This window comes from Pseudosulfitobacter sp. SM2401, assembly GCF_042932805.1.
Lineage (GTDB): Bacteria > Pseudomonadota > Alphaproteobacteria > Rhodobacterales > Rhodobacteraceae > Ascidiaceihabitans.
On sequence record NZ_CP170633.1, the window covers coordinates 1,176,358 to 1,202,839 of the forward strand.

Here is a 26,482-nt window from a genome sequence, read left to right on the forward strand (position 1 = left end):
GTTTGTTTGATCATCAAAGTCGGGCTGTGCGGTTGTTGTGTTCGGGTGGGGCAAGGCCATCTGTTGTTACTGTGTTCGTTCTCGGCTAGACCCATCTGCAACCCAAGGGAGAATGCTATGTTGAAATTTTTGTCATTCACTGCAGTCGCTGTGTGTTTGTCGACTGCGGCGCAAGCCTGTCCTTGGGCGTCAGGGGCTTATCGTGCGTCCGTTCCCCCAGACATCACGGCTACGGTACGGTTTAATGGTGACTGTTCCAAAGCGGACATTGAAATGTCTGGTGGCGCTGCCAAAACCGAAAAAGTCACTGCCGGGAACAAGGGCTGGTCGGCAACTCATGGTCAGTTCGATTTTGAGTTTGACGCCAAAGGCAAGCGGGCGCGGGTTACGCGTGGTGGTGCGTCGCGTACTGTGCGGATGAAAAAGTTCTAAACAGCGGTTCGCGATCCTGGATGATGCGCGTGATCTGTGGCCAAAAAAAAGGCCGAGCACAGAGGCTCGGCCAAGTCCAACAGGGAGGTGAAGATGTTAAGCGTTACAGCGTTACCATCTTCATAACGATGAATTATGGTGCGTCATGCCCACGTTCAAGGCGCAATCTGCCGCAGGCTTAGCATGTCCGCTATGCGTTTTTTGCATAGCTGGTAAGAAAATCAGATTTTCTCTTGTTCTCTCAATTGCTTACGGTACGCGATGATCTCGTCTTGGACAAAGTCACGGAAGGCGGCGATACGCTTGGATTGCCGTAATTCTTCTGGATATGCCAAAAATACAGGCACTTCTGACGATTCAATTTCTGGCATAACTCGAATGAGGTCCGGAAAATCCTGCGTCACGTAATCCGGCAGAATGCCGATTCCCAGATCATGCAGCACCCCTTGCAACACACCAAAGTAGTTATTGACCGTTAACGTTGATTTCACACTGTAGGCCATCAGCTCCTGAACTAGGCTGGCGCTGGCCCCGACTTGGGCAGAGTCGGTGTTCTGACAAATCAGGCGGTGGTCGACCAAATCTTCGGGACCTTGGGGAAAAGGATGCCCCTCCAGGTATTTTGGCGTCGCATAGGCGCGCATCCGCACCGACATCAACCGCTTGCGGATCAGGTCGGCTTGGGAGGGTTCTTTCATGCGGATGGCTACATCGGCCTCGCGCATGGGCAGGTCCAGCACTTTTTCCTCGAGCATCAGATCGACGCGCAGGTCGGGGTATTTTTCGTACAGCTTGGGCAGGCGCGGGGCCAGCCATAGCGTTCCAAAACCGGTCGTGGTGGTGACCCGCAGATCGCCGAACACTTCTTCTTCGCTGTCACGAATGCGCGCGCTGGCAGTGTCCAGACGCTTGGTCATGGCAGAGGTTGCGTCAAACAACAGCTCGCCTTGTTCGGTCAGGATCAGACCGCGCGCATGGCGGTGAAACAGCGTCGCGTTCAGGGATTCTTCGAGCGCGCGCACCTGACGGCTGACAGCAGATTGTGACAGGTTCAGCTTGTCACCGGCATGGGTCAAACTGCCCGCATCGGCGACGGCGTGAAAAATTCTAAGTTTGTCCCAGTCCATGCTGCTGTCTCTCTTTACCCATGCCACGCTGTATATTCGTCCCGCGTATATAGCCAAAAAGGGCCCGATACACAGGGGGAGAAGCGCCGTTTTTTGACCAGAGGCGAAAAAAATCTATACAGGTCAATAATTGTGACCTAATATCGAGTAAATAATATGCAAGACTGATCCGATGCTGGGGAGCCCACAGATGAGCACGCAAAAGATTTCGCTAAATGACCGCTATGACCTGACCAAAAGCCCGGTGCTGTTAAACGGCACGCAGGCGTTGGTGCGCATGACCATGATGCAAAAGGCCCGCGATAAAGCGGCGGGTTTGAACACGGCAGGGCTGGTGACGGGCTATCGCGGATCGCCTTTGGGTGCCGTCGACATGCAGATGCAGCGCGCGGAAAAGCAGTTGGTGCAAAGCGATGTGACGTTTCAATCCGGTCTGAACGAAGACCTTGCCGCCACTGCGATTTGGGGGGCCCAGCAGGCCGAGCTGCGCGGTGAGGGCAAATACGACGGTGTCTTTGGTCTGTGGTACGGCAAGGGGCCGGGCGTGGACCGGTCCGGCGATGTGATGCGTCACGCCAATATGGCCGGCACGTCTGTGAATGGCGGCGTGCTGATGGCGATGGGGGATGACCACACGGGCGAATCCTCGACCGTGCTGCACCAATCCGAATTTGCGATGATCGACAGCTACATGCCGGTGGTCAGCCCCGCGGGGGTCCAAGAGGTGATGGATTACGGGCTGTACGGCTGGGCCTTGTCCCGGTTCGCGGGTGTCTGGGTCGGCCTGAAAACGATGAAAGACACGGTCGAGGTCACGTCGGTCGTCGACGGTGATCCGCATCGTTTGTCGTTTGTGATGCCTGAATTTGACATGCCAGACGGTGGGTTGAACATCCGTTTGGTCGATGACCGCGTCGATCAAGAGGCCCGTTTGCTGAATTACAAACGCCATGCTGCCGAGGCGTTCAGCCATGCCAACAAGATGGACAAGCGGATGTGGGGCAAGGCCGGTGCCAAGATAGGCTTTGTGGCGGCGGGCAAGAACTGGCTAGACCTGATCCACGCGATGTCCTTGCTGAACATTGACGCGACCGAGGCCGAGCGTCTGGGTGTCACCACCTACAAAGTCGGGCAAACTTGGCCGCTGGACATGCGCGGTTTTAACGACTGGGCAGAGGGGCTCGATCTGATTGTCGTGATCGAGGAAAAGCGCAAGCTGATCGAAGTTCAGATCAAAGAAGCGCTGTTTGACAATCGCCAAGGGCGGCGTGTGTACGGTGGCACCAAAGATGGCGTCGAATTCTTTACCTCTGGCTGGGCGCTAGATCCGGTTGAGATCGCTGAAAAGCTGGGCCAGGTGTTGTGTGACGAGGGTCGCAATACGGACGGGATCAAAGCGGGACTGGCGGTGCTGGACGAGGCCCGCCGTTCTGACAACGCCGAGGAAATCGCGGCGCGCCTGCCGTATTTCTGCTCTGGCTGCCCGCATAATTCTTCCACTGTCGTGCCGGATGGTTCGCGTGCCTATTCCGGCATCGGCTGTCACTTTATGGTGCAATGGATGGACCGCGACACGCTGGGCTTTACCCACATGGGGGCCGAGGGCGCGAACTGGATCGGCGAGGCACCGTTTTCGAAAACGGGCCACGTATTCCAGAACATCGGGGACGGCACGTACAACCATTCTGGCATCCAAGCGATCCGTGCAGCTGTGGCGGCTGGCACCACGATGACCTACAAAATTCTGTACAACGACGCGGTCGCAATGACCGGCGGGCAAAGCCATGAGGGCGATTTGCCTGCCGAACGTATCGTCGAAGAATTGACCGCCATGGGCATTAAAAACCTAGCCGTGGTCTATGATGAAAAAGAAGACGTGAACTTTGCCGCCTTTCCGAAAAGCGTTGAAATTCATGAACGTACCTATTTGCAAACCGTACAAGAGCAGTTTGCAAAGTTGGAGGGTGTCAGCGCGATTGTCTACATCCAGACCTGCGCGGCCGAAAAACGCCGTCGCCGCAAACGCGGGCTGTTTCCGGACCCCGACAAACGCTTGTTCATCAATACAGACGTCTGCGAAGGCTGCGGCGATTGCGGGGTGCAATCCAATTGCGTGTCGCTGGTGCCTGCGGAAACCGAACTGGGTCGCAAACGCAAAATCGACCAATCGTCGTGCAACAAGGATTTCTCTTGCGTCAAAGGGTTCTGCCCGTCGTTTGTGTCACTGGAGGGGGCCGTGGTGCGTAAAGAAGCGACCACCGAACTGGTCTTGCCCAACCTGCCAGCGCCGGCAATTCCCGCGATCAACGGCACGTTCAACGTTGTCATCACCGGCGTCGGCGGCACCGGCGTTGTGACCATCGGCGCGGTTTTGGCGCAGGCGGCCCACATCGACGGCAAAGGCGCGGGCATGATGGAAATGGCGGGCCTCGCGCAAAAGGGCGGCGCGGTGCACATCCATTGTCGCCTTGCCAATGATCCTGCCGATATCTCTGCGATCCGGGTTGCCACTGGCGAATGTGACGCGCTGATCGGGGGCGATCTGGTGGTCTCTGCGGGGTCCAAAACGCTGGGGCTGACGCAATCAGGGCGCACAGGTGCGGTGGTCAACAGTCACGAAATCATCACCGGTGATTTCACCCGCGACACTGAATTCACACTGCCTTCGGACCGGTTGATGTTGGCGCTACAAGCCCGTCTGCGCGATGATGTGGCGTTGTTTGATGCATCCGACCTGGCCAAGGCCGTGCTGGGGGATTCCATTTTCTCGAATATGATGATCTTTGGGGCGGCGTGGCAGCGCGGTCTGATCCCGATCAGCCATGAGGCACTGACCCAAGCCATTACGTTGAATGGCGCGGCAGTAGAACGAAACTTGCGCGCCTTTGAAATCGGGCGCTGGGCGGTGTTGTTCCCGGAAGATGCGCAGGCGATTTTGACACCGACTGTGATCGAACTCCCATCAACCCAAGCTGACAAAATCGCCTACCGCGCTGATCAATTGGTGGCCTATCAAGGCAAACGTTTGGCCAAACGGTACACCAAATTTTTGGACAAGATTGAGGATGCAGATGTTAAGAACTCCGCATTAACTGGGTATCATAAGTTGCTGTCTTACAAGGACGAATACGAAGTCGCGCGATTGTTGTTAAGCACTCGCAAAAAGGCGCAAGCCGAGTTTGATGGCGATTTCAAAATGACCTTTAATCTGGCCCCGCCGATGCTGTCGAAAACGGGTCCAAATGGCCGTCCGATGAAACGCGAATTCGGTCCTTGGCTAGAACGTCCGTTGCGGGTGTTGGCGAAACTGAAACGCTTGCGTGGCACACCGCTGGACGTTTTTGGATACACCGCCGAGCGTAAAATGGAGCGTGCACTGATCGCGCAGTACGAGGGCGATATGAAGGTCGCGTTGACCCAGCTGACACCCGAAACCAAGGACGCGATCGTCGCGTTGGCAGAGCTGCCTTTGCAAATTCGCGGGTTCGGTCCGGTAAAGGCCGAGAACGAGGCGAAGGCTGCAAAACGACGCGAAGAATTGCTGTCGATCATCAATATGGGCGGCGCGCCGATGGCCAAAGCCGCAGAGTAATTTGGCAAAACGTCCGGCAGGGCTAGGCAGAGGCGGCGCACACCCTTAAGTTGTTGTTACGCATAAACACGGCATAGGATCGGCATGCTGAACCAGAAACGAGATATCACCCGTGAGATTAGCTATGCGCATGCCGCAGCGACCGTTGGCGGCCGCGCGATGATCCGGTTGATGGAAAATACCACAGGCAGGATGCGCTTGATCAAGCGTGCTTCGGGATACGAGGATGATGTGGCGGCGGGCCGCGATTTTTGGGCGGTGATGGTCGAGCGCTACGGGCTAAGTTTGGAAATCGCAGGTGGGGCACTGTCCAACATTCCCAAAGACGGCCCGCTGATCCTGATCGCGAACCACCCCTACGGCATTCTGGACGGCATGATGATGGGGCATATTCTGTCCCAAACCCGTGGAGATTTCCGTATTCTGGCAAATTCGGTGTTTCGCAAAGCCGAAGACCTGAACCGCATCTTGCTGCCGATTTCGTTTGATCAGACAAAAGATGCAGTGCGCCAAAACATCGAAACGCGCAAAAACGCGCTGAACTATCTGGATCAGGGGGGGGCCATTGGCATCTTTCCGGGTGGCACCGTCAGCACGGCCGAGCGTCCTTTTGGCAAGCCGATGGACCCTGGCTGGCGCGGGTTCACCGCCCGCATGGTGGCAAAATCCAATGCTACGGTTGTGCCGGTATTTTTTGATGGGCACACCAGTCGTTTGTTCCAAATCGCGAGCCATATGCATTCGACATTGCGGCTGGGGTTGCTGATCAAAGAGTTCAAAAAGCGGGTCGATACGCCGGTGCGCGTTGTAATTGGCGATCCGATTAGGCGCGCGCAATTGGACCCATTGGCGGGGGATTCCAAACAGATGATGGATTTCCTGCGCAAAGCGACGTATGAGCTAAATCCAAGCCCAGCAAAGACCTTTGATCTGGGCTATGAGTTTGAGAAAAAGCGCCGCAGCTAAGCGGTGCACGCGGGTGAAAAACAATGGCTGTGGGCATTTTTGACAGTGGTTTGGGCGGTTTGACCGTTCTGGAGGCAGTGCAAAAGCGCTTGCCTGACGTTGAATTCGTGTATCTCGCCGACAGCGCCAACGCACCTTACGGCGTGCGCACGGCAGACGATATTTACCACCTGACCTGCGCGGCTGTGCAACGCCTGTTCGATGCGGGCTGCGATCTGGTGATTTTGGCCTGCAACACGGCGTCGGCTGCAGCCTTGCGCCGGATGCAAGAGGGTTGGATTCCAACAGACAAACGCGTTTTGGGCGTGTTTGTGCCACTGATCGAGGCGCTGACCGAACGCGATTGGGGCGACAATTCGCCGCCGCGCGAGGTCGATGTAAAACACGTCGCGCTGTTTGCGACGCCCGCAACTGTGTCCAGTCGGGCCTTTCAGCGGGAATTGGCATTTCGCGCCATCGGTGTCGACGTCGAAGCGCAGGCGTGCGGCGGTGTTGTCGATGCGATCGAGGACGGTGACATGATTTTGGCCGAAGCGCTGGTGCGCAGCCATGTGGACGCGTTGAAACGCAAGATGCCCGAACCCCATGCAGGCATTTTGGGCTGCACCCATTACCCGTTGATGGCCGAGACATTCCAAGAGGCCTTGGGCCCGGATGTCACGCTATATTCCCAAGCCAATCTGGTGGGCGACAGCCTGGCCGACTACCTTGAACGCCATCCCGACAAAATCGGCGCGGGCACCTCTGCCTATCTGACCACGGGTGATCCCAAGCGTGTCAGCGACCGCGCTACTCAGTTCTTGCGACGACAAATCATCTTTGAATCCGCATAAAACTGAATTTTAAGACAAAGAAGAACCATGACACATTCCATCGCTATTCTTGGGGCCAGTGGCTACACTGGCGCTGAACTTATCCGGCTCATTTCTCAGCATCCTTCAATGCAAATCAAAGCCTTAGGGGCTTATTCTAAAGCGGGTCAAACGATCGCGCAGGTGTTTCCGCATCTGCGTCATTTGGACCTGCCGACCATGGTTTCGTTTGATCAAATCGACTGGTCAGGCATTGACCTGTGCTTTTGTGCGCTGCCTCACAAAACCAGTCAGGAAGTGATCCGTGATCTGCCGGCAGATCTTAAGATTGTTGATCTCAGCGCTGATTTCCGGCTGCGCGACCCGCAAGCCTACGAGGCGTGGTACGGCAACGCGCATGGTGCAGTCGCAATGCAATCAGAGGCGGTTTACGGCCTGACCGAATTTTACCGCGACGAGATCACAAATGCGCGTCTGGTTGCGGGAACAGGGTGTAATGCGGCCACAGGCCAGTTTGCTTTGCGGCCCTTGATCGCGGCTGGCGTGATCGATCTGGACGAAATCATTTTGGATCTGAAATGTGCTGTGTCAGGGGCAGGGCGCGCGCTTAAGGAAAACCTGCTGCACGCCGAATTGTCCGAAGGGTATCACGCCTATGCGGTTGGTGGCACGCACCGGCACATGGGCGAATTTGATCAGGAATTCAGCGCGGTTGCGGGGCGGGACATCAAAATTCAGTTCACCCCGCATCTTGTGCCGGCCAATCGCGGCATTCTGGCGACAACCTATGTCAAAGGTGATCCACAGGTGATTTACGATACATTGGCACAAGCCTATGAAAACGAGCCGTTTATTGAGGTTCTGCCAATGGGCGAAGCGCCCAGCACTCGCCACATTCGCGGCTCGAATTTCTGCCACATCGGTGTGGTCGCAGACCGCATTGAAGGACGCGCAATTGTGATCGCAGCGCTGGATAATTTGACCAAGGGCAGCTCGGGCCAAGCGTTGCAAAACGCCAATCTGATGCTAGGTATCAAAGAGACGACGGGGCTGATGATGGCACCGCTATTTCCTTAAGCCAAAGGCCTGACATGAAATCGCTTAAAAAACAGCGCCGTATCCAAGTTATTGTCGTCGCGACGGTTGCCTTGGCATTGTCGACGGCCTTGATCGGGTACGCGCTAAAGGACGGCATCAACCTGTTCCGCTCTCCAACCCAAGTGGTCGAAATGCCACCTGCCGCAACCGAGATTTTCCGCATTGGTGGCTTGGTCGAAGACGGGTCGTTGGTGATTGGCCAAGGTGAAAGCATTACCTTTGTGGTGACCGATGGCGGCGCGTCCGTGCCGGTCAGCTACACGGGTATCCGCCCCGATTTGTTCGGCGAAGGCCAAGGCACTGTGGCCACCGGTCGCTACATCAACGGTGTCTTTGAAGCCACTGAAATACTTGCCAAACATGATGAAAATTACATGCCATCCGAAGTCGTAGATGCGCTAAAAGAACAGGGTGTCTACCAAGACCCCAACGGATAGCACCGAACGCAGACACCACGCATCGTTAACCTCATGCGCGCACTTTGACCCCAAATCAGAGCAGCGAAAGCGTGGGAATTTATGCAAAGTGTCAAACAGATCGCGACAGAGATCGTGCACCGCGAAGGCGGGTACGTCAATGACCCCGATGATCCCGGTGGTGCGACAAATTTTGGCGTGACGATCCACACAATGCGGCGTTTGGGTCTTGATCTGGACCGTGACGGTGATGTGGATACGCAGGATGTCAAACGGCTGACCCGCGATCAGGCCATCGACATCTTTGTGACGCACTATTTTGATCGCCCTCGCATTGCCGAATTGCCGATACCGCTGCAAGCATCGGTGTTCGACATGTACGTTAACGCCGGTGGCAATGCGATAAAGATCCTGCAACGTTTGTTGCGCGACATGGGCCAAGAGGTCAGCGTTGATGGCGCGCTGGGTCCGATGTCGATTGGGGCTGCACATTTGGTGCATGATCAGGCCGCAGGTCACCTGGTCGATGCCTACGGAATTGCCCGGCGCAATTACTATTTCCGACTGGCTGACAAACGTGCCGCCAGCCGCAAATATGCGCGTAATCGCAAGGGCGGCAAAGGTGGCTGGATCAAGCGGGCCGAGGAATTTATCGCGCCTGCCTATCATTTAACAACTGAAGAATTTGAACGGAGGGTGGCGCGATGGGCCTGATTGAACGTGTGTTTCAAGTGATGTTTGGCGGCGGCAATGTGGTGCGCGAAACGGCCGAAGTGTTTCGTGAAAACGCCGAAGCGGGGGCCGCGCGTGGTGCCACTGTTCAGATGCAAGCGATGCGCCAATACAGCGAGGAATTCGCAGTGCCGCGTCAGGGTGGCTTTGATCGGTTTATGGACGGCGTGAACCGTTTGCCGCGCCCTTTGCTTGCGCTTGGCACTTTGGGTTTGTTCGTGTCGGCGATGGTGGAACCGTTGTGGTTTTCGCAGCGCATGCAAGGTATCGCGCTGGTGCCAGAGCCGCTTTGGTGGCTGCTAGGCGTCATCGTGTCGTTCTATTTTGGCGCCCGCCATCAAGTGAAAAGCCAACAATTCCAGCGGGAAATCGTCGGAACAATGACTGCGGTTCCGCAAGTGATGGAAAACATCAAGGCGCTGAAAACCTTGCGGGCCCAAGACGTCGGTGCCGCAAACACATCGGGTGATACGCGTTTGGGCGTGGCCTCGATCCTGCCGGACGGCAATGCAGCGCTTGAGGCTTGGCAGCGCATCCGCAAGATTTAGGACCCGCGACAATGTGAACACGCGCGCGCGTCGAATTCCATTGGCGCGCGCAGCCTTGCGACCTATACCTAAGCCATGATTACTGAACTTGGTCACTTTGCCCTTATCCTCGCCTTTATGGTGGCAATCGTTCAATGCGTGGTACCGCTGGTCGGCGCGCACAAAGGCTGGCGGTCTTGGATGGCGTTGGGGGAACCTGCGGCCTCGGCACAATTTTTGCTGACGGCCTTCGCGTTCGGGGCCTTGATGTGGGCCTTTATTGTCTCTGATTTTTCGCTGCGAGTTGTGGTGCTGAACAGCCATTCGGCCAAACCGATGCTGTACAAAATCAGCGGAACATGGGGCAATCACGAAGGATCGATGTTGCTGTGGGTGCTGATTGTGACCCTGTTCGGGGCAACGGCGGCATGGTTCGGCGGCAATCTACCGCCCAGCCTGCGGGCCCGTGTTCTGGCCGTTCAATCCGCGATTGCCGTGGCGTTTTTTGCCTTTATCCTGTTCACATCGAACCCGTTTGCGCGCCTTGCGACGCCGCCCTTTGACGGGCAGGATTTGAACCCGTTGCTCCAAGACCCAGGTCTCGCTTTTCACCCTCCGTTTTTGTACCTCGGTTACGTGGGGCTCAGCATGGCGTTCAGCTTTGCCGTGGCCGCATTGATCGAAGGTCGCGTTGACGCGGCGTGGGGCCGTTGGGTGCGTCCATGGACGTTGGCGGCGTGGATTTTCCTGACCATCGGCATCGCGCTTGGCTCTTGGTGGGCCTACTACGAACTTGGCTGGGGCGGTTTTTGGTTCTGGGATCCGGTGGAAAACGCATCGTTCATGCCTTGGCTTTTGGCCGCCGCATTGCTGCATTCCGCCATCGTCGTGGAAAAGCGCGAAAGCCTGAAATCATGGACAATCTTGCTGGCGATCCTAGCGTTTGGCTTTTCCTTAATCGGTACATTCATCGTACGCTCAGGCCTACTGACGTCGGTGCATGCCTTTGCAAATGACCCCGAGCGCGGCGTGTTCATTCTGATGATCCTCGCCTTTTTCACAGGCGGTGCGCTGATCCTGTTCGCCCTGCGCGCCGGCACGATGGAGGCCAAGGGCGTGTTCGGTCTGGTCAGTCGTGAAAGCGCGATCCTGACCAACAACATCCTGCTGGCCGTCAGTTGTTTTGTGGTCTTTGTCGGCACGATGTGGCCGCTGGTCGCCGAAATGTTCTTTGATCGCAAGCTGTCGGTCGGGCCGCCGTTTTTCAACATGGCGTTCACGCCGTTCATGCTGGGCCTTGGGCTGATCTTGCCTGTGGGTGCGATGCTGCCGTGGAAACGAGCCGATCTAAAGCGCGTGATGTATCCGCTGCGCTATGCCTTTGTGCTGGCGCTGGCGATTGCCGGTCTGGTTTGGGCGATGCAAACGGGGCGCTCGGTTTTGGGTCCGATTGGCGTGTTTTTGGCGGCATGGGTCGTGATGGGTGCGGTGATCGATCTGGTTTCACGTACAGGGCGCGGCGGTGATCGCTGGCGTCGTTTGCGGCGTCTGCCACGTGCCGATTGGGGCAAGATGGTTGCGCATTCCGGCCTTGGCATCACGATGCTGGGCGTGGCTGGAATCACGTCGTGGCAATACGAAGATATCCGTGTTGCGCAGATCGCGCAGCCCTACGACGTGGGCGCGTACACATTCACGTTAAACGCTGTGCGCGAGGCCGAGGGCCCGAATTATCTGGCCACGATTGCCGATATTACACTGGCGCGTGACGGCAAAATACTTGCACAGCTGGCCCCGGAAAAACGCATTTATCCCGTGGCGCAAATGCCCACAACCGAAGCCGCGATCCACTACAACCTCGCGCGCGACGTCTATGTTGTAATCGGAGACGAGCAGGCGCAGGGCGGTTGGGCCGTGCGGGTTTACGTCAAACCGTTGACCAACTGGATCTGGATTGGCTGCGCGCTGATGGCCTTGGGTGGCATGCTAAGCCTGTCTGACCGACGGTTCCGCGTTGCTGCGGGGGCGCGCAAATCAGCGCCAATGCCGGCCCCAAACAACGTGCCCGCCGAATGAAACGCTTGGTCTTCATACTGATGCTGTTGGCAGCACCGCTGATGGCGGTGGAACCAGACGAAATTCTGGATGATCCGGTTTTGGAAACCCGCGCACGCGAGATTTCCAAAGGCTTGCGGTGTCTGGTTTGTCAAAACGAAAGCATCGATGAAAGCCACGCGTCGCTGGCGCGTGACTTGCGCATCTTGGTGCGTGAACGTCTGGTGGCAGGCGACAGCGACACCCAAACTGTTGATTTTATTGTCGAACGCTACGGCGAATACGTGCTGTTGCAGCCGCGCGTCACCGGGGCCAATTGGTTGCTGTGGGGGGCAGGGCCATTGATGTTGCTGATCGCGGGGGCCACCGGACTGGTCTATATCCGAGGGCGCGCCCGCGCAGTCACCCCCCAAGACGACCGGCTTAGCGACGATGAAGCCGCCCGTTTGGCGAAGATATTAGAAGAATGACGCGCGGTTTCGCTTTTCTGAACTGATTGGTTTGATATTGAGGGGGCAACACGCCCTTGAATAGAAAGCCGCGCTCATGGATTATCAAACGCTTACCCTGAACATCGCTGATGGTGTCGCCACAATCATGCTGGACCGTCCGGATGTGATGAACGCGATGAACACGCAAATGCGCGCCGAAATTCAGCATGCGATGACCGTGTCTGGCAAAAAGGCGCGCTGCGTTGTGCTGACGGGGTCAGGGCGGGCGTTCTGCTCGGGTCAGGATTTGGGTGACCGATCGGGGGGCGACGGTGATCCGGAACAATCATTGCGCGACGAATACGAACCGATGTTGCGCGCGATCTTTGATTGCCCTGTCCCGACAATTGCGGCGGTAAACGGTGCGGCGGCGGGGGCGGGGGCCAACCTTGCGCTGGCATTTGACGTCGTGATCGCATCCGAAAGCGCATATTTCATGCAAGCCTTCACCCGCATCGGCCTGATCCCGGACGCAGGTGGTACCTACACGATGCCGCGCACGATGGGCATGGCCAAGGCAATGGGCGCGTCCCTGTTTGCCGACAAAATCACCGCACGGCAGGCCGACAACTGGGGCATGATCTGGGAGGCCGTCGACGACGGTGTCTTTGTCGATCATTGGAAAGCCCGCGCAGCCTATTTGGCGAATGGGCCAACGGCGGCCTATGCCTCTGCCAAAATCGCAATTCGCGGCACGTGGGACAATACGCGTGACGAACAACTGGCGCTTGAAGCAAAAGAGCAGGGCAATTGTGGTCGCACCCGTGATTTCAAAGAAGGCGTTTTGGCGTTTATGGAAAAACGCAAAGCCGGTTTTGAGGGCCGCTAAACCCGCTGAACAGCGTGGCGCGCAATAAGAACGACGTCGTTTGCGTCCGGAACATGTTCTGCGTCACGTGACAACACCGCCAATGGGGCCCCATCCGCGCGCAGCGTAAAAATTGACGGATGGCTGTTTGCGTCAATCGTGACGACTGGCGGAGCATTTCGAGCGTTATAAATCACGACGATCTGGTCCGTGTCTTCTTCGGGATCTGACACAAATGCGACTTCGGTTTCGGTCATGGGCGCGCGCAACAAGGCATCCCATTGCTTGTCCAATCCATCGTTGTAGCGATCTGAGGTGGTCATATTGTCATGCCCCTTCTTTTATTTCTAGCGCGTGTTGGTCGGGAATGCCCCGGTTCGTCTCGTGTTTGTCGCAAATTCCGACCCTAGCGGTTCGGGTCAAGATCGCTGATTAGCGGCGCGGGAATAATCGTGATCGCCGCTGCGGTCAATGTGTTGCCAGCGCCCGTAACCCGTGCCACGATTTCACCGTCTGCAGACACAATCGCATCTTCACCATCGGCGACGACTGTAATGTCCGGCGTCGCATCGTCGTTGGTCATCAGAACCAAAGCATCGTCATCGGCCAGATCCGTGATCAAGGCAGGGCCGCCCGTTTGGGTTTCGGCATCCACTTGATCCAGAAGCACCGCAAAAGTATCGGCCCCTTCGCCGCCTGAACCGGTGTCGTCAGCGCCTAAAATCAGCAGATCGTCACCCTCACCACCGCTTAGGGTGTCGGCCGTGTTGTCATCGTTAAACACCGCCTGGCTGTCCGCTGTGGTGTTCAAAACATCGGCCAATTCAGCACCATCGCGCAGGGCGATCAGATCGGTCAGGTTCAAGGGCGTGCCCGCCACTGTGCCGCCAAACAGCGCATCATCGCCGGTGCCACCAGACAAGTCATCGGACCCTTCGCCGCCAATCACCAGATCGGTGTCCGCGCCGCCGTCTAGCGTGTCGTTGCCCGCGTCACCTTCGACCCAGTCTTCGCCCGCGTCGCCGTCAATCGCATCGTCGCCAGTGCCCCCCAGCAGCAAATCATTGCCTTCACCACCGCTGACCACATCGTTGTCTTGCTCGGCCACAATCACGTCGTCACCCGCACCGCCCTCGATCGTGTCGTTGCCAGAGCCGCCTTGGATGTTGTCGTTGCCATCAAGGCCCGCGATCAAATCGCTGCCGCTTTTGCCATCGATGTCATTGGCCTGATCGTTGCCCGTCAGGGTCTGATTGTTATCGGTACGATCATTGTCATCGTCGTCCACCAACTCGTAAACACCATAGCCCAGCAACAGCCCGGGGATCGCAAAAAGTAAAAACTGTATCAATCGTCAATCCCCACACATTCGTCTTGAATTGAGGCTAAAGCGCGACCTTGGGTCAGGTCAAGAAAACCACGATCACTGTTTGAAAGAGCGAAACAATCACCTTGATATTTCCCTTTTTAGGCGAAGATCCTGATCGGTCCATCGCCCTTCAGTTGTCAGTACACGCCTAAGTGGGGCGTTGCGTCAGTACGATATCTGTGGCGCTTAATGTGCTGACATCCACACCCAGAAGAACCATGGCAACCTGGTCATCGATTCGCACTTCGGCGGCACCGTCATCGGTTTCACCAAAGGTCACTACAGGTGTTTCAGCGTCAGCCGCGTACGAGTAAACCAGCACATCGGTGCCACGTTCAAAATCGGTTATGACGGCCTCGTCGCCGGGTTCCATCCAGTCGCCTGCGGTCAAGGTGTCGGCCCCTTCGCCGCCGGACACAACGTCGTTGCTGCCGAACAAAATCAAGTCGTCACCAAAACCACCAAACACGGTGTCGGCTTCGTCTTCGTCTGAATCGAAGGTGAAATTCACCTCAACTTCGTCAGTGCTCACTGCGCCCTCGAGTGACGCAATAAAGGCCGCTTCGTCGAGCAAATCGGCGCTGAGGATCACGTCGTCTCCTGCGTCGCCGCGCAGGGTGTCTTCGCCTTCGCCGCCAGTTAGCAGGTCGTCGTCTGCGCCACCGCGCACAAAGTCGTCGTCGTCTTGTCCAAGCACAATGTCAGTGCCCGCGCCGCCAAACAATTCGTCATCGCCCGCCGCACCGGTGATCAGATCGTCGCCGCCGTTGCCAAAGACACGGTCTTCGCCTGCGCCACCTTCCAGAATATCGGTGCCCTCTGTGGATGGGTCGACAGGCGGGTTTGTTGTGCTGTCATCGGTTTCATCTTCGGATTTGGCCGCGACCGGATCGTCGTCATCTTCAAATACCAAGGTGTAAACAAGGCCCCAGCCCAACAAACTTAATAATGCAATACCGACCATCGGAAGATCCCTTTTAACTTACAAATTTACCATTCGTTAACGTTTTGAATTTGAGTTTTCAAATTTTGGGCGTTCACTGTTTCAGGCCGGGAAACAGAAAGGCAAAGTCCAAAGGATAACAGCAAAAAACCGCCCCAACATGATGTTGGAGCGGTTTGATTTTTGCGTTTGATTCGAGCCGTGTGGCCCGAAACAAAGTTAACGGTTTTCGATATCCACGTAGTTGCGGCTGGTTTCGCCCAGATACAACTGGCGCGGACGTCCGATCTTGTTTTGTGGGTCTGCGATCATCTCTTTCCACTGCGAAATCCAACCGACTGTGCGGCTGACCGCAAAGATAGGGGTGAACATCGATGTCGGGAAACCCATCGCCTCGAGGATGATGCCGGAATAGAAATCAACGTTCGGGAACAGTTTCTTTTCCGCAAAATATGGATCAGCCAAAGCCGCCGCTTCGAGTTCTTTGGCCACTTGCAGGATCGGATTGTTTTCGACGCCCATCAGTTCCAGAACTTCGTCGGCGCTTTCTTTCATCACGGTCGCGCGTGGGTCAAAGTTTTTGTAAACACGGTGACCAAAGCCCATCAGGCGGAACGGATCGTTCTTGTCCTTGGCGCGGGCGATGAATTCAGGAATGCGATCGGGCGTGCCGATTTCTTTCAGCATTTCCAAGCAGGCTTGGTTTGCACCACCGTGGGCAGGGCCCCAAAGACAGGCGATACCGGCAGCGATACACGCAAACGGGTTCGCACCCGAGGACGACGCCAAACGCACGGTCGATGTTGACGCGTTCTGTTCGTGATCGGCGTGCAGCGTGAAAATCCGGTCCATGGCGCGGGCCAAAATCGGGTTCACTTCGTAATCTTCGGCCGGCACAGCAAAGCACATGCGCAAGAAGTTCGATGCGTAATCCAGATCATTGCGCGGATACACAAACGGCTGACCGATTGTATATTTGTACGCCATTGCCGCAATTGTCGGCATTTTCGCAATCATCCGGATCGAGGCGACTTCGCGTTGCCAAGGGTCGGAAATATCGGTGGAATCATGGTAAAAGGCAGACATCGCCCCAACCACACCGTTCATGATCGCCATTGGATGGGCATCGCGGCGGAAACCACGGAACAAATACATCATCTGTTCGTGGATCATCGTGTGATTTGTCACGCGCGATTCGAAATCTTCGAGTTCTGCCGGGGAGGGCAATTCGCCGTACAACAGCAAATAGCAGACCTCTAGGTAGTGCGAATTCGCCGCCAGTTGGTCGATCGGATAGCCGCGGTGCAGCAGTTCGCCTTTGTCGCCGTCGATGAACGTAATTGTGCTGTCACAGCTGGCAGTCGATGTGAAACCCGGATCGTACGTGAATACGCCTGCTTGGGAATAAAGCTTGCGGATATCAAGGACATCAGGGCCTGCTGTGGGCGAAAATATTGGCAAATCATACTCTTGGCCATCAATGCTCAGCGTTGCGGATTTTTGCGTCTCGGACATGTCATCCCTTCCTATGTCGGCCGCAGGATTCTCCTGCTGGCGTGTGGCCCTGCGCGCCAAATTGATGCGCGCAAACGGGTCCATTCTTGAGGGGCCAAATCAGCCCCATGTGCTTCGTTATCGTGGCGTGCCTTACCAACCGGTTAAAACTGTATCAGGTCGCCGCGTCATTGATGCGGGCCAGCGTTTCATCACGCCCCAAAACCAGCATCATGTCAAAAACCGAAGGCGTTGCTGCGCGTCCTGCAAGGGCGGCCCGCAATGGACCAGCCAGCTTGCCAAACTTGGTATTTTTACCTTCGGCGAAATCGTTCAGGACAGCCTCAAGACTGTCTCGGACCCAGCTAACAGTTTGCAAGTGCGGCGTCAATTCACTCAGTATACCACGGGATACCGTATCAAGGTGTTTGGCGGCTTTTTCCTCGGGCAGGATCGGGCGCGAAGCTAGAATAAATTCGGCTTTATCAAGGAGTTCAGGAAAGGTTTTCGCCCGTTCTTTCAAAATCGGCAGCGCTGCCAAAATGCCGGTCTCTTGTGATTTTGTGAACGCAGGTTGATCAGAAGCGGCAAGAAAGGCGATGATTTCGCGCTGCAACGCAGCATCATCCGCCACAGCAATGTGCTGCCCGCAGATGTTTTCCAGCTTTTTGAAATCCAGACGGGCCGGGCTTTTGCCAATGCCGGTCAGATCAAACCACTCTAGCGCTTGGGCGTCGGTGAAAAACTCGTCGTCGCCATGGCTCCAGCCCAGTCGCGTCAGGTAGTTGCGCATACCAGCGGCGGGGTAGCCCAACGCCTGATATTCCTGCGCACCGGTTGCGCCATGCCGCTTCGACAGTTTCTTGCCATCGGGGCCGTGGATCAGCGGAATATGCGCCCAAACCGGCACGTCCCACCCCATCGCATTGTAAATCGTCATCTGGCGCGCGGCATTGTTCAGGTGGTCGTCACCGCGGATCACGTGGGTCACGCCCATGTCGTGATCGTCCACAACCACCGCCAGCATGTACACCGGCGTCCCGTCAGAGCGCAGCAGCACCATGTCATCCAGCTGGTCGTTGCGAATGGTCACGTCGCCCTGAACAGAATCGCGGATCACTGTCACACCGTCGCGCGGCGCTTTGATCCGCACAACAAAAGGCGCATCAGGGTGATCCGTTACATCGCGCCAAGGGCTGCGAAATAGCGTCGAGGTGCCGGCGTCCTTTGCAGCATCGCGAAAGGCCTGGATCTCGTCTTGGGTCGAGAAACATTTGTATGCTTTGCCCTGCGCAAGCAGATCGCGGGCGACCTCTGCGTGACGCGCGGCGCCGTCAAACTGGCTGATCACATCGCCATCAAAATCCAACCCCAACCACGCCATGCCTTGCAAAATTGCTGCCGTTGCCTCGGGGGTTGACCGCTCGCGGTCCGTGTCCTCGATCCGCAGCAGAAATTTACCACCACGACCACGGGCAAACAGCCAGTTGAACAAGGCCGTGCGCGCCCCGCCAATGTGCAAAAAACCCGTAGGGGACGGGGCAAAACGCGTGACAACAGCTTGGGACATGAGGGGCATTAACCTTTCAGTAACCATCAAAGAGATAGCATTGGCCACTATCTACCGAGCGGCGCGGGCGGGGGCAAGCAGGCGGCGAAGGTGAAAAGGCGCAACAATGTTAGCGACGACCATTTTAACGCAACGCGGACATATGTTTGCGTGGGTTCCGGTGTGCATGGCCATCGGCATCGGCGGCTATTTTTCGCTACGTTTTGAACCAAGCACGGCGCTGTTGTTCGGGGCAGGCGGGTTGGCCTTGGCGTGCCTGCTGATCGGCTGGCGTATCTCCGAAGTTTTTGGCCCATTCCTGATTGCCATCGCCTTGATCCTAGGCGGTTTTGTACTGGCCGCATCACGGGCACATTCGCTGGATCATCCGGTGCTCAGCTGGCGGTATTACGGCCCGATCGAGGGGCGGATTGTCGGCATGGACCGCAGCGGATCTGACGCCGTGCGCTTGACGTTGGACCAAGTCCGACTGGACCGCGTTGCCCCAAACCGAACCCCGACACGTGTGCGTATTTCGCTGCACGGCGACAGTGCACTAGGGATCGATCCAAAGCCGGGATTGCGGGTCATGACCACCGGCCATTTGTCGCCCCCCAGCGGTCCTGTCGAACCGGGTGGCTTTGATTTTCAACGCCACGCGTGGTTCGCGGAACTGGGCGGTGTCGGTTATACGCGTGTGCCACTGCTGGCGATAGCCCTGTCCAAAAACGATTGGTCGCAACGGATTTTCCGCATCCGTATGGATGTCTCAGCCCACGTGCGCCACTTGCTGCCCGGCGATGTGGGCGGGTTTGCCGCGGCGGTCACGACGGGGGATCGCAGCGGGCTTAGCAAGGACGCGCTGCTTGATTTGCGCGCCAGCAACACCGCGCATCTGATTGCTATTTCAGGCCTGCACATGGGACTACTGACCGGCTTTGTTTTTGCGCTGCTGCGGCTGATCCTGATCATCTTGCCTTATGTCGGACAACGCATGCCGGTGCGCAAAGTTGCCGCTGGCGGCGCGTTAATTTCTGCGGCCGTGTACCTTGCGCTTTCGGGGGGGAATGTGTCGACTGAACGCGCTTTTGTGATGGTCGCCGTGATGCTTTGCGCCGTCATGTTGGATCGCCGCGCCATTAGTTTGCGGGCCGTCGCCATTGCCGCCATCGTCGTGTTGATCCTGCGCCCTGAGGCGTTGTTAGGCCCCGGGTTTCAGATGTCCTTTGCCGCCACCGCAGCCTTGGTCGCTGTGTTCGAATGGATCCGCGACAATCAAATCAAATTAGGCCCGAAATGGGCGCAACCGGTTGTTGCTGTTGTGATTTCCTCGGCTGTGGCCGGATTGGCAACAGGCCCGATTGGGGCCGCACATTTCAACACCGTCGCGCATTACGGGCTGCTGGCCAATTTGCTGAGCGTTCCACTGATGGGGTTTCTCGTGATCCCCGCCGCGGTGCTGGCGCTGATCCTGGCCCCCTTCGGATTAGAGGCTGTCGGGCTATGGCTGATGGGTCTTGGTTTGCGCTGGATTTTGGGCGTCGCCGATTACGTCGCTGCGATGGACGGCGCGCGTGGGTACGTGATGGGGCCCGGCGCAATTGTCTTGCCAATGCTCGCGCTCGGCGCGCTGTGGGTGATCTTGTGGCAAGGGCGCAGCCGCGTGATCGGTGTCATCCCGATGATTGCGGCGTTTGTGCTGTGGGGGCAGGGCGAACGGCCAGTGGCGTTGGTGTCGGATTCGGCGTCGATTATCGGGGTCATGACCACCGATGGACGCGCGCTGAGCAAACCCAAAGGCGCAGGGTTCGTCGCCTCAAACTGGTTGGAAAACGACGGTGATCCAGCGGCCCAAGACACAGCGGCCTTGCGGTGGGGGGCATCACCGGATCGCTTGAAATCCAAGCAAATCGGCGACGTCGAATTGATGCATGTCATTGGGAAAAAGGCGGTGGCGGACCTAAGGGCGTGCCGCGCGGGTCAAGTGATTGTCGCCAGTGTCACGCCGGAACAAGCCATCACGGGCTGCACGGTCATCCACCCGATGACGCTGCGCGATACCGGGGCCGTGGCGTTTTACGAAAAGGGCGGAAAGGTCACGATGCACACGGCACGTGATGCCAGTGGTGATCGGCTATGGTCAGGCTGGAAATAGGACAAGACGGGCCCGCAGGCCCACCTTGGACTGTACTCAATAGGTGCGGATCAGACCGACCAATTTGCCTTGAACCTTGACGCTATCATCGCTGAACACGCGGGTTTCGTAGGCTGGGTTGGCCGCCTCAAGCGCGATGGTGTTGCCACGGCGCATAAAGCGTTTCAGCGTGGCCTCGTGATCTTCGACCAAGGCCACAACGATATCGCCGTTTTCAGCCACTGAGGTCTCTTGAATTACGACCACGTCACCATCGTTGATGCCGGCCTCGATCATCGAATCGCCTTTGACTTCAAGGGCATAGTGGTTGCCTTGGCCAGACAACATCTGACCCGGAACAGCCACCGAATGCGACATCTGGTTGATCGCCTCGATCGGAACACCAGCGGCGATTTTGCCCATAACCGGCAGATCAAACGCATCCACAGTCACAGGGATCGCGGACGCAGGCGGCGGGCCGTCAGGACGATCACCTTGGATCACACGCGGGGTAAAACCGCTGGCAACACTGGGCGCGCCCCCCATGCTTTCGGGCAGTTTCACGATTTCCAATGCACGGGCACGGTGCGCAAGGCGGCGAATAAATCCGCGTTCCTCAAGCGCTGTAATCAGGCGGTGAATTCCGGATTTTGAACGCAAATCCAACGCTTCTTTCATCTCGTCAAAGCTGGGCGGGACACCGTCGCGTTGCACACGTTTGTGAATGAAGCCTAATAAATCCAGTTGCTTTTTCGTCAGCATTTCTATCCCTCCCCACATACTTTGCGTATGATCGTTGCTACGTTGCTACGTTGGTTTGGGTTTGTTCTAGTCATGTTCCCGTTTTGTGTCAACTTTTTCTTAAAGGTCGAGAACATCCACCATCTCGCCCGTGTCTTGGGCGGGGGCGTTGGCGGCGCGCACGATCAAAACATTCGAGGCTGATAATACGCTCAGCAAAGAGCTGTCTTGCTGATCAGCGCTGCGCACGCCGGATGGATCGGCAAAGCCGCGCATGTAGTGTTCGCGCGGCCCGTTTGCAGCGATGGGTGCGGATAGTGGCACAGATCGGCGCGACGCGGCGGCGTTGCCCAAGCCCAACATGGCCCGCACAACGGGGGCCAAAAACACCGTGCCACACACCATCGCCGACACCGGATTACCCGGCAAACCGATCATCGCCATGCCGTTCAACCGCCCCGCCATCAGGGGTTTTCCCGGGCGCATCGCAACTTTGTAAAACGACTGCTCCATCCCCATTTCGGCGGCAACCGGGGCAACCAGATCGTGATCACCAACAGAGGCACCGCCAATTGTCACAACCAAATCAGCACCTTGAGCAAGCTGAAACGCGGTGCGCAAAGAATCCACATTGTCGCGCGCAATCGGCAAAATCCGTGCCACGGCCCCGATATTTTCCAACATCGCGGCCAGCCCAAAGGTGTTGGACGCAATGATCTGATCCGGCCCCGGCGCCTGCCCCGGCATCACCAATTCATCCCCGGTCGAGATCAGCGCGACCTGCGGTTTGCGCCGCACAGGCACTTCGGCGATATTCATCGACGCAAGCAAAGCCACGTCCGCAGGTGTCAAAACCCGAGGGGCATTTAGCGGATCACCAGCCATGAAATCGACGCCAGCGGGGCGGATATTGTCCTTTGGGCTGATGTCGCGACCCAAGGTGATCAGATCGCCACGGCGGGTCACGTCCTCTTGGATCACAACAAAATCAGCACCTTGCGGGACCGGCGCACCGGTGAAAATCCGCACAGCCTGGCCGGGGCCAACAGTGCCATCCCACCCATGACCAGCCGCAGATTCGCCGATGACTTTGAACATGGTGTCGTCTTCGACCTCAGCCGATTTGACCGCGTAGCCATCCATCGACGAGGCGGCGAACGGCGGTTGCGTCCGGCTGGCGTACACCGTTTGCGCGAGGGTCCGACCATTGGCTGCGCGCAGCGGCACGTGCTCGATTTCGAGCGGGGAAACGAGGGCGAAAAGCTGCTCAAGGGCGTCTGGGACGGTGATCATTGCAGAGTGTCTTCCAATATTTGGGCGGCTTCCCATTCGACGTATTTTTGGCCAGATGGAATCAAACGCCAATCTTGGCGCCCGTTGCTGGCGCGCCCATTGAGAACCGCGGCCGCAGCCGATGGGCTGGAAAATGCGTAATCGGCGGTAAACACCGCATGTGTTCCTTCGACAACCAACGTTCCATTTGTCATCAGGTCATGATGTAGTTTTTCGTATGTCGAGCTGCTGTTCTTTGCAAAACTCGTGCGGGCTTTTGCGCCAGCTTTGACAACAAGTTCCCCATTCACCAGTTCGGCTATCGCTTGAACACCATGTTTCGTTTTTGGAATTTCAAACATAATGATGCCTTCTGGTTGACTGGAAACCTGTGCAGGCGTTCGTTTCTTCTGAGTGAACAGATCTATCTTGACAGCCGGCAGCACCATGTTCAGCGTGTCCAGAAAGCTCTCCATATTCGCCACAGCCGCTTCGCTCAGGCTACTGCGGGGCGGGGTTGAGGCGTTTTCCAGTGGCGTGTTCCCCACACTGCGCGCGATTTCAACCAGCCGTGATTCCAGATATTTCACGTGCGCTTTGTGCAGCATGTCACCCGTCGTCGTGATCAAAACGGCAGTGTCCCACCAATCCTTGCCCGACACGTGTTGGCGCAGCCGTGTGCGCATGTCTTCGGCCTCGCCAACATAGGCCAGCGGCCCGTCTTCGGTCTGGCCCAGCAGTACGTACACACCGGTTTGATTTGTCTCGGACCGGTCCAGACCTTTCTTGATCAGCGTGCGCGGAATGCGCAACACGTGACCTGTCCAGTTGAACACTTCGGCTGTCAGCATCCCGTCGGGTTTGCCGTCGATGAAAAACAGTTCTAGCGAACGACCCGCGAGGCTCATTTCGCCTCATGCCGCCCTGATTTACCGCCGTCTTTCAACTGCACGTGCAAGCCACCGATTTCCATGGCTTTGTCGACGGCTTTGGACATGTCGTAGACGGTTAACGCGGCGGTTGAGGCGGCGGTCAGCGCCTCCATCTCCACACCGGTTTGACCCGTCGTTTTGACAGTCGCAGTGATGCGAATGCCGGGCAGGTCTGCGTCTGGTTCCAGTTCGACCGCAACCTTGGTGATCGGCAGGGGATGACACAGCGGAATTAGGTCCGATGTTTTCTTGGCCGCCATGATGCCGGCAAGGCGCGCAACCCCCAGTACGTCACCCTTTTTAGCGCGTCCTTGTGTAATGATCTCAAAGGTTTCCGGCTGCATCTTAATCCATGCGGCGGCCACTGCGATACGGTCCGTGACCGCCTTGTCAGAGACGTCGACCATGTGTGCCGCGCCGTTACCGTCAAAATGCGTCAAGGCCATTACATCGCACCGCCCGGCACCAGCGGATTGGCCAGCAAAGCCCGGGTCGCAGCGGCAACATCGTCCTGCCGCATCAGGCTTTCGCCGATCAGGAACGTGCGCGCGCCGTACATCGCCATGTCGGCCAGATCAGCAGGCGTATTCAGCCCGCTTTCGCAAACGATCATCCGGTCCGCAGGCACCTGTTTTGACAGGATGCGCGTGGTATCCAGCGAGGTCTCGAACGTCTTGAGGTTGCGATTGTTGATCCCGATCAGCGGGCTTTTCAACAGCGTTGCACGGTCCAGTTCGGCGGCGTCGTGGACTTCGATCAGCACGTCCATACCCCAATCAAATGCGACTGATTCCAGCTCGCTTGCTTGGGCGTCCGACACAGAGGCCATGATGATCAAAATGCAGTCGGCCCCCAACGCGCGGGCCTCGACCACTTGATAGGGATCGTACATGAAATCCTTGCGCAAGGCGGGCAGGGAACAGGCGGCACGGGCTTGTACCAAGAAATCTTTTGCGCCCTGAAAGCTGGGTGTATCCGTAAGAACGGACAAGCACGCAGCGCCACCGGCCTCATAGGCGGCGGCGTGGGCGGCGGGATCAAAATCAGCGCGGATCAACCCTTTGGACGGGCTGGCTTTTTTGATCTCTGCGATCAGGCCATACCCGTGTCGACCTGCCTCGCGCAGGGCATCGCCAAACGGGCGCACGGGGGGGGCGGCGTTGGCCTCTCCGGTCACTTCTTCGAGGGATTTGGCGGCTTTGTCTGCGGCCACTTCCTGTAGTTTGTAGGCTGTGATTTTGTCGAGAATTGTATCTGTCATGTTGCACCTTGGGTGATGCGCGCCACGGCGCTGATTTTTTCGCGAGCCGCACCGCTGTCGATGCTGGTGCGGGCCATGTCGACGCCGGTTTTCAAATCGCTTGCTGCGTCTGCAACCACGAGGGCTGCGGCGGAATTCAGCAACACAGCGTCGCGATAAGCGTTTAGCGCACCGCCCAGCAATGCGTTGAAATCACGCGCGTTTTCTTCAGGTGTGCCGCCGATGATATCCTCGAACGGATGCACCGGCAGACCTGCGTCTTCGGGGTGCAGTTCGAAATCGATGACGGCACCATCGGCCAGCGCACTGACCCAAGACAGGCCGGTGATCGTCAGCTCGTCTGTGCCATCAGAGCCATGCACAAGCCACGCTTTTTCAGAGCCCAATTGCAGCAACGTTTCCGCCATCGGGCGGATCAGATCACGTGAAAACGCGCCGGTCAGTTGCCGTTTCACACCCGCAGGATTGGTCAAAGGCCCAAGGATATTAAAAATCGTGCGCGTGCCCAATTCTGCGCGCGTTGGCATCACATGGGCAATCGCGGGGTGGTGCATGGGGGCCATCATAAACCCGATGCCTGCCTCGTTTAGCGCCTGTTCAACGATCGCCGGACCAACCATCACGTTCAGGCCCATTTGCGTCAACGCATCTGCCGCACCGGATTTGGACGACAGGTTGCGATTGCCGTGCTTGGCGACCGTGACACCAGCGCCGGCAACAACAAACGCCGTCGCGGTTGAGATGTTCAGCGTGCCTTTGCCGTCGCCGCCCGTGCCGACGATGTCCATCGCACCGGCAGGCGCGCGCACGGCGTTGCATTTGGCGCGCATCACGGCAGCAGCAGCGGCGTATTCATCGACGGTTTCACCGCGCGTGCGCAGGGCCATCAGCAGACCACCCATCTGGCTTGGCGTTGCTTCGCCGTCAAACAAGATCTGAAACGCAGCTTCGGCTTGTGCGCGGGTCAATGGCCCGTTGGCCGCCGCATCGATCAGCGGTTTTAGCGCATCGCTCATGCGTCCACCTTCATTTCGTTCACAAAGTTTTGCAGCAATGCATGTCCATGTTCCGAGCGGATCGATTCAGGATGAAACTGCACCCCGTGGATCGGCAATTCACGATGCTGCAGGCCCATGATCGTGCCATCTGGCAGCTCAGCGGTGATTTCCAGACAGTCAGGCAGGGTGTCGCGATCGACAACCAGCGAATGATAGCGCGTCGCCTCGAACGGGGTCGGCAAACCGGCAAAAACGCCGGTGGCTTTGTGGTGCATATCACCCATTTTGCCGTGCACGATTTCATGGCAGCGCACGACCTTGCCGCCAAAGGCCTGACCGATGGTTTGATGGCCCAGACAGACCCCCAACAGGGGCGTGCGGGTTTCCGCCGCTGCTTCAGTCAGCGCAAGGCAAATTCCGGCCTGATCCGGATCACACGGACCGGGCGACAGCAAAATTCCCGCGGGTTTCATCGCCATAGCCTCTTGGACATCAATGGCATCATTGCGCCGAATTTCGATTTCAGCGCCCAAAGAGCCTAAATAATGCACCAGATTATAGGTGAAACTGTCGTAGTTATCGATCAAAAGCAGCATAAGCGCAGTCTTTGTCCCAGAGGTGTTTTTTGAGGTGGAGGCCGAGGCCATACCAGCGTTATAGTGGGCGAAAGTAGGTTCAGGGCATACATGTTCAGGCTTGCCCGCTATCGTCAAGGGGTGGCACCCGTGAAGGC

General features: G+C 57.2%; 25 protein-coding genes. 12 read left to right on the plus strand and 13 right to left on the minus strand.

The genetic code is table 11. From position 1 onward, the window contains the following. Positions 1-117 precede the first annotated feature (117 nt). A complete protein-coding gene (locus ACFIO0_RS05895; protein WP_390914427.1) occupies positions 118-432 on the plus strand; it encodes a hypothetical protein in 315 nt (104 codons plus the stop codon). Between the two features lie 221 nt (positions 433-653). On the opposite strand, the gene ACFIO0_RS05900 is transcribed toward ACFIO0_RS05895, so the two are convergent. Then, on the minus strand, positions 654-1,559 hold the full coding sequence (locus ACFIO0_RS05900; protein ID WP_390914428.1) for a LysR substrate-binding domain-containing protein: 906 nt from the start codon (positions 1,557-1,559) through the stop codon (positions 654-656). Between the two features lie 190 nt (positions 1,560-1,749). Between ACFIO0_RS05900 and ACFIO0_RS05905 the strand changes: the two genes are divergently transcribed. From ACFIO0_RS05905 to ACFIO0_RS05950, 10 genes are all read left to right on the plus strand, one after another. Next, positions 1,750-5,151, plus strand: a complete 3,402-nt coding sequence (locus ACFIO0_RS05905; RefSeq protein WP_390914429.1) for an indolepyruvate ferredoxin oxidoreductase family protein — start codon at positions 1,750-1,752, stop codon at positions 5,149-5,151. 84 nt (positions 5,152-5,235) lie between these two features. Beyond that, entirely contained in the window at positions 5,236-6,117 is an 882-nt protein-coding gene (locus tag ACFIO0_RS05910) for a 1-acyl-sn-glycerol-3-phosphate acyltransferase (RefSeq protein WP_390914430.1), read from the plus strand. Positions 6,118-6,140: 23 nt separating this feature from the next. Further along, positions 6,141-6,950, plus strand: a complete 810-nt coding sequence (locus tag ACFIO0_RS05915) for an aspartate/glutamate racemase family protein (protein WP_390914431.1) — start codon at positions 6,141-6,143, stop codon at positions 6,948-6,950. Positions 6,951-6,977: 27 nt separating this feature from the next. Continuing rightward, a complete protein-coding gene (argC, locus tag ACFIO0_RS05920; RefSeq protein WP_390914432.1) occupies positions 6,978-8,006 on the plus strand; it encodes an N-acetyl-gamma-glutamyl-phosphate reductase in 1,029 nt (342 codons plus the stop codon). A 14-nt stretch (positions 8,007-8,020) separates the two neighbouring features. Then, positions 8,021-8,464 carry a cytochrome c maturation protein CcmE gene (gene ccmE, locus ACFIO0_RS05925; RefSeq protein ID WP_390914433.1) on the plus strand — a complete coding sequence of 148 codons (444 nt, stop codon included), beginning with the start codon at positions 8,021-8,023 and terminating at the stop codon, positions 8,462-8,464. An 81-nt stretch (positions 8,465-8,545) separates the two neighbouring features. Then, positions 8,546-9,157 (plus strand): holin-associated N-acetylmuramidase, encoded by a 612-nt coding sequence (locus ACFIO0_RS05930; RefSeq protein ID WP_390914434.1) that lies wholly within the window; start codon positions 8,546-8,548, stop codon positions 9,155-9,157. After that, positions 9,148-9,723 carry a 3TM-type holin gene (locus ACFIO0_RS05935; protein ID WP_390914435.1) on the plus strand — a complete coding sequence of 192 codons (576 nt, stop codon included), beginning with the start codon at positions 9,148-9,150 and terminating at the stop codon, positions 9,721-9,723. Before ACFIO0_RS05930 ends, ACFIO0_RS05935 begins: the two co-directional genes overlap by 10 nt. A 75-nt stretch (positions 9,724-9,798) precedes the next feature. After that, positions 9,799-11,778, plus strand: coding sequence for a heme lyase CcmF/NrfE family subunit (locus ACFIO0_RS05940; RefSeq protein ID WP_390914436.1), 1,980 nt, complete (start codon positions 9,799-9,801; stop codon positions 11,776-11,778). Further along, a complete protein-coding gene (locus ACFIO0_RS05945) occupies positions 11,775-12,227 on the plus strand; it encodes a cytochrome c-type biogenesis protein CcmH (RefSeq protein WP_390914437.1) in 453 nt (150 codons plus the stop codon). Before ACFIO0_RS05940 ends, ACFIO0_RS05945 begins: the two co-directional genes overlap by 4 nt. 76 nt (positions 12,228-12,303) lie before the next feature. Then, positions 12,304-13,077, plus strand: a complete 774-nt coding sequence (locus ACFIO0_RS05950; protein WP_390914438.1) for an enoyl-CoA hydratase-related protein — start codon at positions 12,304-12,306, stop codon at positions 13,075-13,077. Here the strand turns inward: ACFIO0_RS05950 and ACFIO0_RS05955 are convergent. From ACFIO0_RS05955 to gltX, 5 genes are all read right to left on the minus strand, one after another. Then, positions 13,074-13,379, minus strand: a complete 306-nt coding sequence (locus ACFIO0_RS05955; RefSeq protein WP_390914439.1) for a hypothetical protein — start codon at positions 13,377-13,379, stop codon at positions 13,074-13,076. The genes ACFIO0_RS05950 and ACFIO0_RS05955 overlap by 4 nt on opposite strands. 83 nt (positions 13,380-13,462) lie before the next feature. Next, positions 13,463-14,407, minus strand: coding sequence for a calcium-binding protein (locus tag ACFIO0_RS05960; RefSeq protein ID WP_390914440.1), 945 nt, complete (start codon positions 14,405-14,407; stop codon positions 13,463-13,465). 166 nt (positions 14,408-14,573) lie between these two features. Further along, positions 14,574-15,389 (minus strand): calcium-binding protein, encoded by an 816-nt coding sequence (locus tag ACFIO0_RS05965; protein ID WP_390914441.1) that lies wholly within the window; start codon positions 15,387-15,389, stop codon positions 14,574-14,576. Positions 15,390-15,587: 198 nt separating this feature from the next. Further along, positions 15,588-16,883, minus strand: coding sequence for a citrate synthase (gene gltA / locus ACFIO0_RS05970; protein WP_390914442.1), 1,296 nt, complete (start codon positions 16,881-16,883; stop codon positions 15,588-15,590). 154 nt (positions 16,884-17,037) lie between these two features. Next, positions 17,038-18,432 (minus strand): glutamate--tRNA ligase, encoded by a 1,395-nt coding sequence (gltX, locus tag ACFIO0_RS05975; protein ID WP_390914443.1) that lies wholly within the window; start codon positions 18,430-18,432, stop codon positions 17,038-17,040. 106 nt (positions 18,433-18,538) lie between these two features. Here gltX and ACFIO0_RS05980 point away from each other — a divergent pair, with 106 nt between their 5' ends. Next, positions 18,539-20,566 carry a ComEC/Rec2 family competence protein gene (locus ACFIO0_RS05980; RefSeq protein WP_390914444.1) on the plus strand — a complete coding sequence of 676 codons (2,028 nt, stop codon included), beginning with the start codon at positions 18,539-18,541 and terminating at the stop codon, positions 20,564-20,566. 36 nt (positions 20,567-20,602) lie between these two features. Here ACFIO0_RS05980 and lexA read toward each other — a convergent pair whose 3' ends face one another. From lexA to ACFIO0_RS06015, 7 genes are all read right to left on the minus strand, one after another. Then, a complete protein-coding gene (gene lexA / locus ACFIO0_RS05985) occupies positions 20,603-21,307 on the minus strand; it encodes a transcriptional repressor LexA (protein WP_390914445.1) in 705 nt (234 codons plus the stop codon). 99 nt (positions 21,308-21,406) lie between these two features. After that, positions 21,407-22,579, minus strand: coding sequence for a gephyrin-like molybdotransferase Glp (glp, locus tag ACFIO0_RS05990; RefSeq protein ID WP_390914446.1), 1,173 nt, complete (start codon positions 22,577-22,579; stop codon positions 21,407-21,409). Continuing rightward, a complete protein-coding gene (locus tag ACFIO0_RS05995; protein WP_390914447.1) occupies positions 22,576-23,466 on the minus strand; it encodes a DUF4357 domain-containing protein in 891 nt (296 codons plus the stop codon). Before ACFIO0_RS05995 ends, glp begins: the two co-directional genes overlap by 4 nt. Next, positions 23,463-23,936: a cyclic pyranopterin monophosphate synthase MoaC gene (gene moaC / locus ACFIO0_RS06000; protein ID WP_390914448.1), complete on the minus strand. Its 474-nt coding sequence runs from the start codon at positions 23,934-23,936 to the stop codon at positions 23,463-23,465. The genes ACFIO0_RS05995 and moaC overlap by 4 nt, the downstream gene beginning before the upstream one ends. Beyond that, entirely contained in the window at positions 23,936-24,751 is an 816-nt protein-coding gene (gene trpC, locus ACFIO0_RS06005) for an indole-3-glycerol phosphate synthase TrpC (protein WP_390914449.1), read from the minus strand. Before trpC ends, moaC begins: the two co-directional genes overlap by 1 nt. Continuing rightward, positions 24,748-25,767: an anthranilate phosphoribosyltransferase gene (gene trpD / locus ACFIO0_RS06010; protein ID WP_390914450.1), complete on the minus strand. Its 1,020-nt coding sequence runs from the start codon at positions 25,765-25,767 to the stop codon at positions 24,748-24,750. Before trpD ends, trpC begins: the two co-directional genes overlap by 4 nt. Further along, complete coding sequence (locus ACFIO0_RS06015; protein ID WP_390914451.1) at positions 25,764-26,345, minus strand: gamma-glutamyl-gamma-aminobutyrate hydrolase family protein; 582 nt, start codon at positions 26,343-26,345, stop codon at positions 25,764-25,766. The genes trpD and ACFIO0_RS06015 overlap by 4 nt, the downstream gene beginning before the upstream one ends. Between the last annotated feature and the right edge of the window lie 137 nt (positions 26,346-26,482).

Coding starts and splice junctions, on each gene's coding strand:
- trpD (WP_390914450.1), bottom strand. CDS start 25,767: ATGAGCGATGCGCTAAAACCGCTGATCGATGCGGCGGCCAACGGGCCA.
- ACFIO0_RS05945 (WP_390914437.1), top strand. CDS start 11,775: ATGAAACGCTTGGTCTTCATACTGATGCTGTTGGCAGCACCGCTGATG.
- ACFIO0_RS05955 (WP_390914439.1), bottom strand. CDS start 13,379: ATGACCACCTCAGATCGCTACAACGATGGATTGGACAAGCAATGGGAT.
- gltX (WP_390914443.1), bottom strand. CDS start 18,432: ATGTCCCAAGCTGTTGTCACGCGTTTTGCCCCGTCCCCTACGGGTTTT.
- ACFIO0_RS05915 (WP_390914431.1), top strand. CDS start 6,141: ATGGCTGTGGGCATTTTTGACAGTGGTTTGGGCGGTTTGACCGTTCTG.
- ACFIO0_RS05940 (WP_390914436.1), top strand. CDS start 9,799: ATGATTACTGAACTTGGTCACTTTGCCCTTATCCTCGCCTTTATGGTG.
- ACFIO0_RS05910 (WP_390914430.1), top strand. CDS start 5,236: ATGCTGAACCAGAAACGAGATATCACCCGTGAGATTAGCTATGCGCAT.
- ACFIO0_RS05900 (WP_390914428.1), bottom strand. CDS start 1,559: ATGGACTGGGACAAACTTAGAATTTTTCACGCCGTCGCCGATGCGGGC.
- ACFIO0_RS05905 (WP_390914429.1), top strand. CDS start 1,750: ATGAGCACGCAAAAGATTTCGCTAAATGACCGCTATGACCTGACCAAA.
- ACFIO0_RS05935 (WP_390914435.1), top strand. CDS start 9,148: ATGGGCCTGATTGAACGTGTGTTTCAAGTGATGTTTGGCGGCGGCAAT.
- ACFIO0_RS05965 (WP_390914441.1), bottom strand. CDS start 15,389: ATGGTCGGTATTGCATTATTAAGTTTGTTGGGCTGGGGCCTTGTTTAC.
- ACFIO0_RS05930 (WP_390914434.1), top strand. CDS start 8,546: ATGCAAAGTGTCAAACAGATCGCGACAGAGATCGTGCACCGCGAAGGC.
- moaC (WP_390914448.1), bottom strand. CDS start 23,936: ATGGCCTTGACGCATTTTGACGGTAACGGCGCGGCACACATGGTCGAC.
- ACFIO0_RS06015 (WP_390914451.1), bottom strand. CDS start 26,345: ATGCTGCTTTTGATCGATAACTACGACAGTTTCACCTATAATCTGGTG.
- ccmE (WP_390914433.1), top strand. CDS start 8,021: ATGAAATCGCTTAAAAAACAGCGCCGTATCCAAGTTATTGTCGTCGCG.
- ACFIO0_RS05895 (WP_390914427.1), top strand. CDS start 118: ATGTTGAAATTTTTGTCATTCACTGCAGTCGCTGTGTGTTTGTCGACT.
- ACFIO0_RS05950 (WP_390914438.1), top strand. CDS start 12,304: ATGGATTATCAAACGCTTACCCTGAACATCGCTGATGGTGTCGCCACA.
- lexA (WP_390914445.1), bottom strand. CDS start 21,307: ATGCTGACGAAAAAGCAACTGGATTTATTAGGCTTCATTCACAAACGT.
- ACFIO0_RS05980 (WP_390914444.1), top strand. CDS start 18,539: ATGTTAGCGACGACCATTTTAACGCAACGCGGACATATGTTTGCGTGG.
- argC (WP_390914432.1), top strand. CDS start 6,978: ATGACACATTCCATCGCTATTCTTGGGGCCAGTGGCTACACTGGCGCT.
- ACFIO0_RS05995 (WP_390914447.1), bottom strand. CDS start 23,466: ATGAGCCTCGCGGGTCGTTCGCTAGAACTGTTTTTCATCGACGGCAAA.
- glp (WP_390914446.1), bottom strand. CDS start 22,579: ATGATCACCGTCCCAGACGCCCTTGAGCAGCTTTTCGCCCTCGTTTCC.
- gltA (WP_390914442.1), bottom strand. CDS start 16,883: ATGTCCGAGACGCAAAAATCCGCAACGCTGAGCATTGATGGCCAAGAG.
- trpC (WP_390914449.1), bottom strand. CDS start 24,751: ATGACAGATACAATTCTCGACAAAATCACAGCCTACAAACTACAGGAA.